Below are 14,795 nucleotides of genomic sequence, written 5' to 3'. Positions count from 1 at the left end.
CCGGACTCAGCAGCCCCGAGTAGCGAAAGAGTCCAGGCTCGTGCTATAGAGCCTCTTTCAACCTGACGGCTGGTTCAACAGGGACGAGGACGCGAAACCCCTTGAACCTCCTCGGTCGGTAACCCGCCGCGTACGGAAGCCGGTCTTCCGAAGGCGGAGTCCGCCCCGGCGTCGGCGATGCCAGGTTCTTCTCCTGAGCGACAGCTGGCCCCCGTCGGACTGGAGCGGAGCCGCAGCCCGGGTCCGCGTGCCACCATGACTCCCGAGCGCTTCGCGACCGACGCAGGGGAGGGAACGTGGGCAGCACCACGTCCGCTAAATGGTCCGACTGGCGCAGCCGGATTGTCGAGATACCGGGCGCAGGGGACGGAAATCCGGTCCTTTTTGGAGTTCCGCGCGGGCTTCACCACGAGCTTCAACCTGTCGACCGTGCGCAAGGGTCCCTATCATCAGCGGGCCCATGACACGCTCGTCACCATCGGCCGGACTGGGCCGTCGCACATCGTCCTGCCGGCCGACTGCGACGCCCTCGCCATCTGGCGAATCATGGTGGGCAACGAGGCCGCCAGTGGCCTGGGCCGGTGGAAGGTGCGCATCGTGGACAGCGGCGCGCTGCCTCAGCTCCCGACCAAAACAGCCCGGGGAAAGGGAACCCAGACCTTCGGCTATTTCAGCCTCAAGCCGTACTTCGAATACGCCCCGGTTGTGCACTACGACTTCATCGACTCCCCCGGCACCATCATCTACACGCCGGCCAACGGTGGGAAGCAGCTGATCCGCTTCACCTCCGCTGTCAACCAGAAGGGCACCCTGCGCCTTCCGCAGCACGGATACGTCACCCTGTCCGAACACGGCAAGTGGCAAATCTCGGTGACCTGACCTACCGATTTGAACGCTCTCCATCTTGATCAGATGGCGAGTTCGAGGGTGGCGACGGCTCTGACGACGGCGGTGATCCGGGTGGTGGTGCAACGGAGCTTCCGAAGGACCCGCCAGCTCTTCAGGATCGCCATGGCGCGTTCGACGAGGCTGCGGATCTTGGCGGTCCCGGTTGTGACGCCGGCGCCAGCCGCGCAGGTTCCTGCCCCGAAACGGGACACGGATGCTGGGGCTCGCACCCAGATACGCCTTGTCCGCCCCGCACTTGATGTCGCCGGCGGTCAGAGCGGCCGGGATGTCGTGGGTCCGGGCCGCGGTCAGGTCGTGCGTGGCTCCCGGCAGTGCGTCCAATGCCCAGATCAGGCGTCCGGCTGGGTCGGCGAGAACCTGCACGTTCATGCCGTGATGCTTCTTCTTCCCCGAGTAGTACGGGCGGTCGGCGGCGATACGGTCGATCGGCAGGAGCGTGCCGTCGAGGATCACGTACGCCTTCCTGCGGACCGTGTCCATGGCCTGCTCCAGCGTCGGAGCGAGCGAGGCCAGGAGTTCGACGATTTCGCGTATGTAGCGGCAGACCGTCGCGATCCCGATGTGGAAACCCGCCGCGAGGCGGGCGTAGGTGTCACCGCAGCGCAGGTGCGCGAGGACGAGCAGGGCCTGCCGGCCACAGGTAAGACGGCGCCAGCGGGAGCCGATCTGGCGCCGGTGGCCCGCGAGCAGACCGGCAAGACGCTACAGGGTGCCGCTGGACAGATCGATGGCAGGCGGGTAGACAAGCACGAGAGCTCCTGACGGACTGGTGATCTTGGTCGTGAACCCATCTACGAGGAGCTTTCTTCATGCCCGCCACCGGGGCGCAGACCCAACCACCCGTCAGGTTGGAAGAGGCTCACTGAGTGCGGTAGTTGGCCCGAACGGACAACTCGGGTGCTCAGAGTCCGCGTCCGCAGAGGCTGCCCCCTTGGCCCGCCTCACGGAGAGGATCGGCGGTGTAGTCGCTTGGTCCACAGGGATCTGAGCCGACTGCGGCCGGGACGGCGCTGTCAGAGCCGGCCCCTGCCCTGCCCGCATGGAGCGCGAGATCAACATCTCTGAGGAACCGGGGGTGACCAAGGTCTGCCGGGAGTGCAGGAACCCGTACAAGCCGCTTCGGAACGGGATGTGCCAACCCTGCTACAGGCGGGCGGTAAAGTATGGCTTTGCGATCTACGTCCGCGACGAGGTCGAGGACATCACCGTTGCGTGGGTTCGGGAGAAGTGCGCCGAGACCGGGGACTGCCTGGTGCGGGGCGGAACGGTCGGCAAGGAGGGGCGGCCACAGGCGGGCGACCGGCGGTCGTACCGGGAAGAGGGCCCGCACCTCCATCCGCCTGGGCAATCTCGCCGACCTCGATCCGCAGGCCGGTGAGATCCCGGAGGTCCCACCGAACGTCAAACCTCCACAGCAACCACGGAAGAGGGCCGGCAGACCACGCAACACGGTCTTCGCTGACCACGGTGACAGGCCGACCGCTGATGGATGAAGCACTCGCCAGCCCGAGGGCGCGACCACTGGCACGGAGCCTGGACCCGCTCGATGGGGAGTCCCTGGGCGGCTATCTACTGAGACTCGCCCACCGCCTCCACCTCTCGCCCATCCGGCTGGCCCGTTCGACCGGGTGCACCATCCGGCCCACGACCAGCCAGCTCGGCCGCCACAACACGGCTCTGCGGCAACTCCTCATCCGGCACGCGGAGGATCTCGCCACGAAGATCGATGCGTCTCTCCATGCCTCGCCGGTCACCGGGCGAGATCCGGGCGCAGCTGCCCCACCGCATCAACCGCGGCACCCGAGCCGTCATCCGCGGCCTCTCAGCCGCCACGAACCGTCAGATCGGCCGGTTCGAGCGGAAGAACGGGCTCTACTCGGGAGACGTGGCTCACGCCTTCCGGGCCTGGTCCCAGACCGTACGGCGGTCCTATCCGTCCGTGGAACTCTCCTGCGAAGGCACGACAGGCTGGCGCGACATGCACGCCCGCACCCTGCTCGAAGCAGCCATGCGAACGATCAGTGCCAAGGCGCGGCGCGAACTCCGCAAGGCCGTCGAGCCTCTCGACGCCCGGTTTCTCGCGCGCACGTTGAACAATCCCTTAACACCAACGGACCTCCCCTGGTGGCACCGCCGGATCCGCAGCTGACCTCCAGGTTCCTCCGGGGACAGCTACCGATCGATGTCGACGTGAACCCCGCGCACCTGCAGCCGGGCCTTCAGGAACTCCATCTCCGACAACGTCCCCGCGAGGCCATCGTGGCTCAGTTCCCCGACCAGCTCACGAGCCCGCGACAACGAGGCCGCTGAGACCTCCCGAAGGACCTTCAAAGCTGGGACGAGACTGGGAAGCGGATCGACCAACCGCAGCCTGACAGGTCCGTGCGCTGCGAGTAGAGCCTCCCGGACATCATCAGGTGCTGGTCCCGGACCGGCGTGTTCGCACAGGTAGGTGCCGCAGGACCCGCAAGAGAACTCCGAGTCCCACCACAACTCATCGCGAAGGATGAACTGGTTCACCTGTCGCACCGCCATGCTGCCGCACTCGCAACGCGATGCGATCTTCGCTGTCTGACCAGTCACCCGGGCTCCCTGACGTTCCACTCCCGCGGCAGATCCTCGCCGCAGAAGACGCAGACGAAGTCCTCCTCTCGCACGATGTTGAGCTCCCGGCAGGAGCGGCATCGGCGGAAGACCACCTCGTGCGTGAACCCGGACGGGTAATGGATCCCGATCCGCTCCAGGGCCTCGGCCACGGCCGGCCATGAGCCGACGTCCGGGCAGTAGCCGGTCGACTGGTTGCTTACCTCCTCGACCACCCACCGCCCGGACTCCTCACGGAAGCTCATCTCGCCAGCGCTCAACACCTCTCCACCGCCAGCACACACCACGTGCTCGCTGCGGCGCGGAGCCAGTCGCAGCACCCCGCCGCTGTCGACGACGAACGTGAACGGCTCGGCCAACTCATCCAGCAGCGCAGAGACCCACTCGCCGAAGTCCGCCGACGAACGGATGCTCCGACCCTCGCCACCCGTCCGGACGAGCGCCTTCAGCTCCGCCGGACCCACATACCGATGCCTCTGCCCCCGCGTCTCCACGCACACCAACCTAGTGGCTCACGCAGCCAGGACCTGGGGGATTACGGGCTCTGGCGAAGACCACGAGCGTCGATAGGGACGGGACCGCGGCCTCGGCGTTAGCCATCAAGCCTCGGTGCCAACAATCAAGACCAGGTTCCAACCACCGTGTCCCGGCTGAATCAGCCGCGAGATCGATGCTCACCCTGGACGACAGATGTCGTGCTGACACGACAGTTAGCGTGCTGAGTCACAGCTGGATGCTTACGCGAATCCATTCAGTGCCAACTATCCCCGGTATGTGACAACCAAAATCTGTGGTCGCACCCGCTCACCGCCGTACGCGCGGCATCCCCAGGCCGATCCACGAGATGATCTCCCGCTGGATCTCATTGTTGCCGCCGCCGAAGGTGAAGATGACGGCGGACCGGTATCCGCGTTCGAGCTCGCCGTGCAGTACGGCGCCTGCCGACCCTTCCTTCAGCGGTCCCGCCGAGCCGACGACCTCCATCAGCCAGGCGTAGGCGTCACGGCGTGCCTCGGAGCCGTAGACCTTGACGGCGGAGGCGTCCTGCGGGGTGAGGGTTCCGTTCTGGACCGCGGACACCATCTGCCAGTTGAGGAGCTTCATGGCGTCGAGCCTGGTGTGGGTGCGGGCCAGGAGGGCGCGGACCCAGCCGAGGTCGATGACGCGGCGGCCGTCGGTGAGCCGGGTGTCCGCCGCCCAGCGCTGGACGTTGTGGAGGGCGCGGACGGCCATGGTGCCGTGGGCGGCGAGGGTGACGCGTTCATGGTTGAGCTGGTTGGTGATGAGCCGCCAGCCCTTGTTCTCGTCGCCGACGCGGCGGGAGACGGGGACGCGGATGTTCTCGTAGTAGCTGGCGGTGGTGTCGTGCGAGGCGAGGGTGTTGATGACGGTGCAGGAATAGCCGGGGTCGCTCGTCGGGACGAGGAGCATGGTGATGCCCTTGTGGGGCGGGGCGTCCGGATCGGTGCGGACGGCGAGCCAGACCCAGTCGGCCGTGTCGCCGTTGGTCGTCCAGATCTTCTGCCCGTTGACGACATAGTCGTCGCCGTCGCGCACGGCCCGGGTCTTGAGCGCGGCAAGGTCTGTGCCCGCGTCGGGTTCGCTGTATCCGATCGCGAAGTCGATCTCGCCGGCAAGGACCTTCGGCAGGAAGTAGTCCTTCTGTTCGTCGGTGCCGAACTGCATGATCGTCGGGCCGACGGTGTTGAGGGCCATCAGCGGCAGCGGAACGCCCGCCTGGGCGGCCTCGTCGAAGAAGATGAACTGTTCCATCGGCGACAGTCCGCGTCCGCCGTACTCCGTCGGCCAGCCGACGCCGAGCCAGCCGTCGGTACCGAGGCGGCGGATCGTCTCACGGTAGAAGTTCTTCTGTGAGGAGGGGTCGGCGTAGCGCGCGTAGGCGTTGTCGGGGACCAGTCCGGCGAAGTACGTACGCAGTTCGGCGCGCAACTGCTGCTGTTCAGGCGTGTATTCGAGGTGCACGGCCCCTCCAGGAGTCTCGCGGTCGCGTCGCCCGTGTGCGGCGGCGCACACAGTAGAACGTGTTGCAAGAATCCGGAAGGGCCAGGACGTCTCCGGCGGGCGTCAGCGCTTGACGGCGCGCAGGACGACGAACTTCGGGTCGCCCGCGACCGTGGTGCAGTTGCCGAAGGTCCGGCGCAGCTGGGTGTGGTAGCCGAGGTGCCGATTGCCGACGACCCACAGCTCGCCGCCCTGCCGCAGTGCGGCGCGCGCCCCGTGGAACATGTTGCGGGCCGTTGCGTCGGTGGTTGCCTGGTGGGAGTGGAACGGCGGGTTGTTGAGCACCAGGTCCACACTGGCCGGCGGCAGCTGTGCCAGCCCGTCGCCGACCACGAAGTCGGCCTTGGCGTCCGGACCGGCGTTGGCCCGGAAGGTCTCCTCGGCGGAGGCGACCGCCTGGTACGACTCGTCGATGAAGGTGACCGTCGCTTCGGGATTGGCCAGCGCGGCGGACAGCCCGACGACCCCGTTTCCGCAGCCGAGGTCGACTACCCGGTCGGGGCCGCTGCGCGCGGGGAGATGACCGAGGAAGAAGCGGGTGCCGATGTCGAGGCGCTCGGCGCAGAAGATCCCGGCATGGTTGGTGACCGTCCGGCCGGAGACCGGACCGACGCCCTCGGGCAGGTCGTAGCGGTGCGGCCAGGGGCTCGGCGTGCGGGCCAGGGCCGGGTCCGGGGTGCAGAAGATGAGCCGGGCCTTCTTGACCGCGAGGGAGGTACGGGTCGGGCCGATGATCCGCTCGAAGAGTTTGAGGGTGGAGGTGTGGATCTCCTTGACCATGCCGGTGCCGATGACGACGGTGCCCGCATGGACGGCCGGCGCGAGCCGGTGGAGCTGGTCCTCCAGGAGCGCGAGGCTCTTCGGGACACGTACCAGCAGGACGTCGATACGGTCCGGCGGTGTGTCCCTGGCCGACAGGAGGCGTACGGCATCCGCGTCCACGCCGTTGCGGTCCAGATTCGCCAGAGTCGCGCGCTGCGCCAGGTAGGAGTCGGTGATCTGTACGGGGCGGTGCCCGGCCAGCACGGTGCTCAGGGCCCCCCAGCGGTCGCCCACCACGACCACGGCGCCCGACAGGTCGACCGGTGCCGACTCGTCGGTTCCCTCCAGCCGCCGCAACAGATACTCATCGGCAGCGTCCCAGGCACGGAACGGGTCGCGCGGGTCCTCGGGGAAGCGGGCGAGGTCATACCCCGCCCCTGACGTAGTCAAACGGTTCATTGTCCACCCAGGCTAGCCGAGCTGCGGGGAGCGCCCACACACTCCCCGCGCCGACTGCCGGGCCATGCGCTACGGCAGCGCCTTGTCGATCGCCGACCGGCCCTCCCGGGCGAGCCTGCGCTCCGCCCACTGAAGATTCTTCGGAGTCAGGTCTCGCCCGGAGGCGAGCACCAGGTCCTCTGCCGACGGATTGTCGCTCCCGCCGGTGTGCAAGAGGCTGTCGGGAGTCACTCCCCGAGCTGCGGATACGGATTCGGGCTCGTCGCTCATGCCGCCTCCTCGTCCTTTCGGTCATTCTCGCCCCGTGCCCGGCCCGCCGCATCCGATGCCTCTCCGATCCCCTCCCGGCGCCACGGACAGCCGCTCACTTGACCTGCACATGATAGGTACACAGCGTTCACACCATGGTCACGGTGCGTGTGGAAGGCTCCCGCTGACCACGTACCACACGACCGCTGCGGCGCCGCCCCCCACCTTGTGACGGCTTCGTGGTGCCCGCATTTTCGGAGAGGACACCCCCATGTCCCGTCGTCACCTTCATTACCGGCGCCCCCTGCTGGCGACCCTTGCCGCGTTCGCGGTACTCGCCGGCACCGCGGCCGCCGCGCCCGCCGCCACACCCCGGGCCGCGCCGGTCGCCGCGACACCGCTCGGCGCTCTCGACGACACGTACTACCAGGACGCGCTCGGCAAGTCCGGAACCGCGCTCAAAACCGCTCTGCACACAATCATCAGCAGCCAGACCAAGATCTCCTACAGCCAGGTCTGGGACGCGCTCAAGAACACGGACGAGGACCCCTCCAACCCCTCGAACGTGATCCTCCTCTACTCCGGGCGCTCCGAGCCCAAGAGCGACAACGGCGGCTCGGTCGGCCAGTGGAACCGCGAGCACGTATGGGCCAAGTCCCACGGCGACTTCGGCACCGCCACCGGCCCCGGCACCGACATCCACCACCTGCGCCCGGAGGATGTCACCGTCAATTCCATCCGCGGCAACAAGGACTTCGACAACGGTGGCAGCGCGGTCAGCGGCGCACCGGGCAGCTACACCGACAGCAACTCCTTCGAACCGCGCGACGCGGTCAAGGGAGATGTGGCCCGCATGATCCTCTACATGGCGGTGCGCTACGAGGGCGACGACGCCTTCCCCGACCTCGAACCCAACGACAGTGTGTCCAACGGCTCCGCACCGTACATCGGCCGCCTCTCGGTACTGAAGGCGTGGAGCCAGGAGGACCCGCCGGACAGCTTCGAGAAGCGGCGCAACGACGTCATATTCGACAAGTACCAGCACAACCGGAACCCGTTTGTCGATCACCCGGAATGGGTCGAGTCCATCTGGTAGAGGGAACGGACCCGGACCAGCTCCTTCCCCGTTTCAGTCGGCCAGGCCGCTCGCGCACCAGGCCACGGCCTCCTCACGGGAGTCGAAGGGCCGAAGGGCTGTGCGCTCGCCCTGCTCCCCGGCGCCGGGGAGCAGGACGAGGTGGCCCGCCGGGTCGGCCACGGCGGTGCGCACGCCGCCTTCCACGAGCCGGCCGAGTCCGCTCTGCAGCACCGCCCGGGCCACCGGGTCGATGTCGGTCACCTGCCGCAGATCCAGCACCGCGGCCCCCGTCTCCTGCGGTCGCGCCTCGTCCAGGGCGTACAGCACCCGTTCGGCCGCGGTGAAGTCGAGAGCGCCCTGGGCGGCGACGACCGCGACCCGTTCACGCCGGGCGCGCTCCCACGGCCCGGCCTGGGCGGACGGCAGATCGTCGGCGGTCGTGACCAGGGTGACGGTGGACCCGGCCAGTGCCGGATTGTGCATCAGATGGAGGCCGAGCCGCTCCGACAGGGCCCCGAGCGCGGCGCGCCCCCGAACGGAGGTGCCGGTCGGATCCAGCAGTGGGCTGTACGTCGCCAGCCCGAACCGGGCGGGGCCCGAGGCGATCAGTCCGCCGGACACACCGCTCTTCGCCGGCAGCCCGACCCGTAGCAGCCAGTCGCCCGAGGCGTCGTACATGCCGCAGGTTGCCATCACCGCCAGCACTTGGGCCGCGACCGGCTCCGGCACCACCTCGACGCCGGTGAGCGGGTTGACACCGCCGTGCGCGAGGGTCGCGGCCATCGCGGCGAGGTCCAGCGTGGTGACCCGTACCGCGCACTGTCTGAAGTACGTCTCCATCGCCGCCACCGGGTCGACGGGCAGTGGGCCGGCGCTGCGGATCAGATAGGCGAGGGCGCGGTTCCGGTCGCCGGTGACGGCCTCGGAGGCGTACACCTGCTCGTCGACGTCCAGCTGCCGTCCGGCGAACCGGCTCAGGCAGTCGAGGATGCGGTCGAATCCGGGGGCGTCGGGGGTGTCCGGGATCAGCGCGGTGGTGACGATGGCGCCCGCATTGACCATGGCGTTGTCGGGCCGCCCTGTGGCCGGTTCCAGACTGATGGCGTTGAACGCCTCGCCACTGGGCTCGGCGTTCACCCAGCGCCCCACCTCGTCGAGCCCGAGGACGGACAGGGCGAGGGCGTAGACGAACGGTTTCGACACGGACTGCATGGTGAACGGGACATCGGCGTCACCGGTGCTGTAACGATGACCGTCCATGCTGATCAGCGCCAGTCCGAACGCATCCGGTTCGGCCAGCGCCAGTTGCGGGATGTAGTCGGCGAGTTGGCCGTCCCGCAGCCCGGCGAACCGCGTGTGCAGTTCGCGCAGGGCATCGGTGACGGCTTCGGCGGCGGCGCTCACCCGGCCCGGCCGTCAGCTGCGCTCGGCCTGGGCGATCCGGGGAAACGTCTTGACGCCGGCCGCCTTGCGGCTGTTGGCGTGCTGACTGACGGTCCGGCCGGGCGGGACGTCCGCGAAGCCGAGCACCACGGTGTCGAGCACCTTCTGGGACGAGTCGACGAACTCCACCTTGACGGCGTAGAAGGCGGCCTTGTCCGTGCGATTGGTGACGCGGACAAGGGCGCTGCGGAACTGCTCCGACTTCACGACCGGCAACCCCGTCACCGAGACGTCCTTGACCGCGTTGCCCCGTCCTTTGACGCCTGCGACCTGCTTGGCCGCCTGCTGCCGGTTGCGCTCGGCGGCGGCGGAGACCGAGGCCGCGAATTCCTGCTGGGTACGTGGACTGGCGCTCGCGGACCGGGTCATGGCCGGTTCCGGGGACACCGTACGGGTGCTCCTGGCCGTGCCCTGCGAGGAGGTGCCGGAGCCGCCGCAGGCGGCGGTACCGGCGATGATCGACACGGCCAGCACGGCTGGGGTCAGGTTGCGGGCTGCGCGGCCGCCGAGGGCGTGCCGCAAGGGGCTGGTCGGGTTCACGGACGCTCCGTCTGCTCGGAAGGGCGTAAGGGAGATGGAGAGGTAGGGAGAGATGAGGAAAATGGGGGTGAGGCAGAGACGGTGCGGGAAACCCGGACCGCCGGGCTCCCCGGTCGGTCAGGCCGCGTCCTCGCCGAAGATCTCGCGCAGCCGCGCCTCGCTCTGCTTGTCCAGGTTGCTGTGGAGCAGTTCGGCGCCGCCGTCGGGCAGGGCGTCGCTGATCCGGTCGGGCACCTCGTTCACGGTCAGCAGGAACAGGGCAGAAGTCCCGGGCGTCACCTTCTTCTTGACCTCGGCGATGAAGTCGTCGTCGATGCCGACATCGGCCAGCTTGCCACCCAGCGCCCCGGCCGCCGCACCGATCGCGGCGCCCAGCAGCGGCATCAGGAAGATCAGCCCGAACAGCATTCCCCAGAACGTGCCGCTCAGTGCGCCGGCACCGACGAGGTTGATCAACTGCTTGGTCCTGGGCTTCGCCCGGTCGGCGGGCCAGCTGACCACGGCCGCGTCGAGGATCTTGATCAGCCCCTCCTTCTGGAGGGACTTGAGCATGGTCTCCACGGTCTCCGCGCCCTCGGCCGACTGGAACTTCCACACGGTGAGCGTGGACATCGTGCGTACCTCCTGAGACCAACATTGAAGAACTCGCCCATATTAGGATCAAAAGGTATGAATTGACTCGTCGAATTCACCCGCTTCACTCAGGAGCGGATGCCAGCCGAAGCCCCTGGGAGAGAACGATGGATGCGGACGCCCTGACCGCCGGCCTGTTGCAGGAACTGCGGGTGGCCAAGCCCTATCCGGCCCTGTCCCTGACCATGCCGACACACCGCCGCGCTCCGGACAACGCCCAGGACGCCGTTCGGCTGCGCAACCTGGTGTCCGAGGCCGTCAGTCGGCTGGAAGCCGATCCCGCGGTCACCCGCGAGGCCCGTAACGCCATCAAGGAGCGGCTCGACCGGGCGGTCGACGAGGTGGACCTCCGCCGGGCCCTGGACGCCCTGGTCGTCCTCGTCACCGCCGACGAGCACCAGATCTGGCAGCTTCCCCGTGCTGCACCCGAGCGGGTGGTTCTCAGCGACACCTATCTGACCCGCAACCTGGTCGCGGCGAAGGCCCAGGCCCAGCCGTTCTGGGCGCTCACCGTGTCGGCCGAGCACGCCGCCCTGTGGAGCGGCACGACGGACGCCCTGCACGAGGAGCAGACCGGCGGATTCCCGCTGACGGCTCCGAGGGAGGCACCGAACCCGCAGCGCGAGGAGCGGATCGGCGACACCCCGAGCACCTTCAGCGACGAGGAGACGCGCAACTTCCTGCGCACCGCCGACGAGAAGCTGCGCGCGGTACTGGCCACGGACCCGCGCCCGCTGTATCTGATCGGCCTCGCCCCCGCGCTCGCCCTGCTGGACGAGGTCGGCGAGGGCGCCAAGTCGGCCGTGGGACGGGTCACCAAGGGCGTACCGGCCGACACGACACCGGCCGGCCTGCTCAAGGAGCTGCGGCCGGCGCTCGACGAGCGGCAGCAGCGGTTCGCGGCGGAGATCGACGGCAGACTGGACGAAGCGCGCGGCCGTCGTGCCTTCGCCGGTGGTCTCGACGAGGTGTGGGCCGCGGTACGGGAGGGCCGCGCCGGACTGGTCGCGGTGGAGGAGCACTTCCAGCAGACGGTGCGGGTGACGGACGAGCACCTCGAACCGGTGAGCGGTGAAGCGGCGGACCTCACGGACGGCTCGGTCCGAGAGGACGTGGTGGACGAGCTCGTCGAGGCGGCGCTGGACAGCGGCACCGACGTGGTCTTCCTCGCGGACGACTCGCTCGCGGAGTACGGGCGGATCGCGGCGGCCCTGCGCTACTGAACAGGGCGGCAGCGCGCCGTACGCCGCATCGGGTACGTCGCAGGCATGCGGGCCCCGGGGGCCGCTGGGAGACTGGGGAGGGCCCGATCGAGCCCCGGGCCGAGTCCTGGGGCCCCAGGGAGAGGAGCGCACCATGCCACGCGGATCGAACGCCAAACGGGAACGGCAGTACGAACACATCAAGGAGAGCGCGCAGGAGCGCGGGGTCAGCGAGGAACGGGCCGAGGAGATCGCGGCCCGTACGGTCAACAAGGAGCGCGCCCGCGCCGGCGAGTCGAGGACCGCGAGCCGTACCTCCATCGAGGACATGTCGTCCTCGCGGCGCGGCGGTCTGCGCTCCCACAGCGGAGCCGAGGGGCCTACTCGCGACCAGCTCTACGAAGAGGCGAAGAGGAAGAACGTCCACGGACGGTCCCACATGACGAAGGCCCAGCTGGCAAAGGCTGTCGGCCGCTGAGCCCACGCCGCAGGAACCCGGGGCGGTGTCAGCCGCTCCAGGTCCAGTCGGCCACCTCGGGCAGGTCCGTGCCGTGTTCACGGATCCAGGCGTGGTGTCGGGTACGGACATCCGCCATCGCCTGGCGTACCGCCACGGCACGGACGCCGAGGCCGGGCACCCGGTCGATGGCATCCATGACCAGCCGGTAGCGGTCCAGGTCATTGCGCACCACCATGTCGAAGGGCGTGGTGGTGGTGCCCTCCTCCTTGTAGCCCCGCACATGCAGATGGGCATGGCCGGCCCGCCGGTAGGCGAGCCGGTGGATCAGCCACGGATAGCCGTGGTAGGCGAAGATCACCGGGGTGTTCCTGGTGAACACCGCGTCGTACTCGGAGTCCGGCATGCCGTGCGGGTGTTCCCCGTGGGGCAGCAGCCGCGTCATGTCGACCACATTCACCACCCGTACCGACAGTTCCGGCAGATGCCTGCGCAACAGATCGGCTGCCGCCAGAGTCTCCAGCGTGGGTACGTCACCGGCGCAGGCGAGCACCACGTCGGGTTCGCGGCTGCCGTCCTCCGTGCCCGCCCACTCCCACACACCCGCTCCACGGGCACAGTGCGCCCGGGCCTCGTCCATGGTGAGCCAGTCGAAGCTCGGCTGTTTGCCCGCCACGATCACATTGACGTAGTCCCGGCTGCGCAGCGCATGGTCGGCGACGGAGAGCAGGGTGTTGGTGTCCGGCGGCAGATAGACCCGTACGACTTCGGGGCTCTTGTTGAGGATGTGGTCGACGAAACCCGGGTCCTGGTGGGAGAACCCGTTGTGGTCCTGGCGCCAGACGTGCGAGGTGAGCAGATAGTTGAGCGAGGCGATGGGGCGGCGCCAGGCCAGCCGGCGGGATGTCCTGAGCCATTTGATGTGCTGGTTGACCATCGAGTCGACGATGTGGGCGAACGCCTCGTAGCAGGAGAAGAGACCGTGGCGGCCGGTGAGGAGGTACCCCTCCAGCCAGCCCTGGCACAGATGCTCGGAGAGCACCTCCATGACACGTCCGTCGCGGGAGAGGTGCTCGTCGGTCGGCAGGATCCGCTCCTGCCATGCCTTGCCGGTGGACTCGTAGATGGCGTCGAGCCGGTTCGACGCGGTTTCGTCGGGGCCCACGACCCGGAAGTCTCGGCGTTCGGAGGTGGCGGCCATGACGGCCTCCAGCAGGCCGCCGAGCACCCGCGTCGGCTCGTGCAGCACGGTGCCGGGCTTGTCGACCTCGACGGCGTGGTCGTCCAGCGGCGGGATGGGCAGATCGCGCAGGAGCAGACCGCCGTTGGCGTACGGGGTCGCGCCGAGTCGGGCGGTGCCTTCGGGCACGCAGTCGAGCACCTGGGCAGTGGGGCGCCCCGATGTGTCGAAGAGTTCCTCCGGCCGGTAGGAGCGCATCCACACCTCCAACTGGTGCAGATGTTCGGGGTTGTCCCGGACGCCGGGCAGCGGGACCTGGTGTGCGCGCCAGGTGCCTTCGACGGGCACCCCGTCGACCTCGGCCGGGCCGGTCCAGCCCTTGGGGGTGCGCAGCACGATCATCGGCCAGTGCGGGCGCTCGGTGTCGCCGCCGGTACGGGCGGCGGCCTGGAGCTCCCGGATGCGGTCTACGGCCCGGTCCATCGCGGCGGCCATCGCCCGGTGGACGGTGAGGGGATCGTCGCCGCCGACATACAGGGGGTCGTGCCCGTAGCCGCGCAGCAGGGCGTCGAGTTCCGGCTCGGGGAGGCGGGCGAGAACGGTCGGGTTGGCGATCTTGTAGCCGTTGAGGTGGAGGATCGGGAGGACGGCTCCGTCGTGCACCGGGTCGAGGAATTTGTTGGAGTGCCAGGACGCGGCGAGTGGTCCGGTCTCGGCCTCCCCGTCGCCGATGACGCAGGTGACGAGCAGGTCCGGGTGGTCGAGGGCGGCACCGTAGGCATGGGTGAGGGCGTAGCCGAGTTCGCCGCCCTCGTGAATGGAGCCGGGAGTCTCCGGTGCAACATGGCTGGGCACCCCGCCGGGGAAGGAGAACTGTTTGAACAGCAGCCCCATGCCCTGGGCGTCACGGCTGACGTCGGGGTACGTCTCCGAGTAGCTGCCCTCCAGCCAGGAGTTGGCGAGAACGGCGGGTCCGCCATGGCCAGGTCCCCATACGCACAGGCCTTGGATGCCGCGGGATTTGATGACGCGGTTGAGATGGGTGTGGACCAGGTTCAGTCCGGGTGAAGTGCCCCAGTGGCCGAGCAGGCGCGGTTTGATGTGCTCCCGGGTGAGTGGCCGGGTCAGGAGCGGGTTGGCCATCAGATAGATCTGGCCCACGGCCAGATAGTTGGCGGCCCGCCAGTGCGCGTCGAGGGCCGCGATCTCTTCGTCCGAGGGGCCGGGCGTCACTGCCGGGTGGGCGGCACGACTCAT

At 68.7% G+C, this 14,795-nt stretch carries 14 protein-coding genes and 1 pseudogene; 6 read left to right on the top strand and 9 right to left on the bottom strand.

The window, feature by feature from the left end; all coding sequences use genetic code 11:
- Window positions 1-255: 255 nt before the first annotated feature.
- Window positions 256-879 carry a hypothetical protein gene (locus IEZ15_RS18230; RefSeq protein ID WP_189278075.1) on the top strand — a complete coding sequence of 208 codons (624 nt, stop codon included), beginning with the start codon at window positions 256-258 and terminating at the stop codon, window positions 877-879.
- 29 nt (window positions 880-908) lie between these two features.
- Here the strand turns inward: IEZ15_RS18230 and IEZ15_RS18225 are convergent.
- A pseudogene (locus tag IEZ15_RS18225) lies at window positions 909-1,599 on the bottom strand (transposase family protein).
- A 349-nt stretch (window positions 1,600-1,948) separates the two neighbouring features.
- Between IEZ15_RS18225 and IEZ15_RS18220 the strand changes: the two are divergent.
- Both IEZ15_RS18220 and IEZ15_RS18215 read left to right on the top strand, forming a co-directional pair.
- Complete coding sequence (locus IEZ15_RS18220; RefSeq protein ID WP_189278073.1) at window positions 1,949-2,287, top strand: hypothetical protein; 339 nt, start codon at window positions 1,949-1,951, stop codon at window positions 2,285-2,287.
- A 360-nt stretch (window positions 2,288-2,647) separates the two neighbouring features.
- On the top strand, window positions 2,648-3,058 hold the full coding sequence (locus tag IEZ15_RS18215) for a hypothetical protein (protein WP_189278071.1): 411 nt from the start codon (window positions 2,648-2,650) through the stop codon (window positions 3,056-3,058).
- A gap of 430 nt (window positions 3,059-3,488) precedes the next feature.
- Here IEZ15_RS18215 and IEZ15_RS18210 read toward each other — a convergent pair whose 3' ends face one another.
- From IEZ15_RS18210 to IEZ15_RS18195, 4 genes are all read right to left on the bottom strand, one after another.
- Complete coding sequence (locus IEZ15_RS18210) at window positions 3,489-4,007, bottom strand: hypothetical protein (protein WP_189278069.1); 519 nt, start codon at window positions 4,005-4,007, stop codon at window positions 3,489-3,491.
- A gap of 310 nt (window positions 4,008-4,317) precedes the next feature.
- On the bottom strand, window positions 4,318-5,496 hold the full coding sequence (locus IEZ15_RS18205; RefSeq protein WP_189278067.1) for an acyl-CoA dehydrogenase family protein: 1,179 nt from the start codon (window positions 5,494-5,496) through the stop codon (window positions 4,318-4,320).
- Window positions 5,497-5,598: 102 nt separating this feature from the next.
- The gene (locus tag IEZ15_RS18200; protein WP_189278065.1) at window positions 5,599-6,756 is read right to left on the bottom strand and encodes a methyltransferase; all 1,158 of its coding nucleotides are present in this window, start codon (window positions 6,754-6,756) and stop codon (window positions 5,599-5,601) included.
- Between the two features lie 69 nt (window positions 6,757-6,825).
- Window positions 6,826-7,026 (bottom strand): hypothetical protein, encoded by a 201-nt coding sequence (locus IEZ15_RS18195; RefSeq protein ID WP_114242806.1) that lies wholly within the window; start codon window positions 7,024-7,026, stop codon window positions 6,826-6,828.
- 250 nt (window positions 7,027-7,276) lie between these two features.
- Between IEZ15_RS18195 and IEZ15_RS18190 the strand changes: the two genes are divergently transcribed.
- Window positions 7,277-8,101, top strand: coding sequence for an endonuclease I family protein (locus IEZ15_RS18190; protein ID WP_189278063.1), 825 nt, complete (start codon window positions 7,277-7,279; stop codon window positions 8,099-8,101).
- A 33-nt stretch (window positions 8,102-8,134) separates the two neighbouring features.
- Here IEZ15_RS18190 and glsA read toward each other — a convergent pair whose 3' ends face one another.
- The 3 genes from glsA to IEZ15_RS18175 all read right to left on the bottom strand — a co-directional run bounded on the left by glsA (window position 8,135) and on the right by IEZ15_RS18175 (window position 10,678).
- A complete protein-coding gene (glsA, locus tag IEZ15_RS18185; protein ID WP_189278061.1) occupies window positions 8,135-9,487 on the bottom strand; it encodes a glutaminase A in 1,353 nt (450 codons plus the stop codon).
- A gap of 12 nt (window positions 9,488-9,499) precedes the next feature.
- On the bottom strand, window positions 9,500-10,066 hold the full coding sequence (locus tag IEZ15_RS18180) for a hypothetical protein (protein WP_189278059.1): 567 nt from the start codon (window positions 10,064-10,066) through the stop codon (window positions 9,500-9,502).
- A gap of 117 nt (window positions 10,067-10,183) precedes the next feature.
- A complete protein-coding gene (locus IEZ15_RS18175) occupies window positions 10,184-10,678 on the bottom strand; it encodes a DUF1269 domain-containing protein (protein ID WP_189278057.1) in 495 nt (164 codons plus the stop codon).
- A gap of 128 nt (window positions 10,679-10,806) precedes the next feature.
- Between IEZ15_RS18175 and IEZ15_RS18170 the strand changes: the two genes are divergently transcribed.
- Together IEZ15_RS18170 and IEZ15_RS18165 are read left to right on the top strand one after the other, a co-directional pair.
- Window positions 10,807-11,922 carry a baeRF3 domain-containing protein gene (locus IEZ15_RS18170; RefSeq protein ID WP_189278055.1) on the top strand — a complete coding sequence of 372 codons (1,116 nt, stop codon included), beginning with the start codon at window positions 10,807-10,809 and terminating at the stop codon, window positions 11,920-11,922.
- 133 nt (window positions 11,923-12,055) lie between these two features.
- Window positions 12,056-12,379 (top strand): plasmid stabilization protein, encoded by a 324-nt coding sequence (locus IEZ15_RS18165; RefSeq protein ID WP_114242812.1) that lies wholly within the window; start codon window positions 12,056-12,058, stop codon window positions 12,377-12,379.
- Between the two features lie 28 nt (window positions 12,380-12,407).
- On the opposite strand, the gene IEZ15_RS18160 is transcribed toward IEZ15_RS18165, so the two are convergent.
- The gene (locus tag IEZ15_RS18160) at window positions 12,408-14,795 is read right to left on the bottom strand and encodes a phosphoketolase family protein (RefSeq protein WP_189278054.1); all 2,388 of its coding nucleotides are present in this window, start codon (window positions 14,793-14,795) and stop codon (window positions 12,408-12,410) included.

The organism is Streptomyces atratus, assembly GCF_014648655.1.
GTDB classification, from domain to species: Bacteria; Actinomycetota; Actinomycetes; order Streptomycetales; family Streptomycetaceae; genus Streptomyces; species Streptomyces atratus.
Note: the sequence above shows the minus strand (reverse complement) of the source record. Positions and strands in the feature narration are given on the sequence as shown.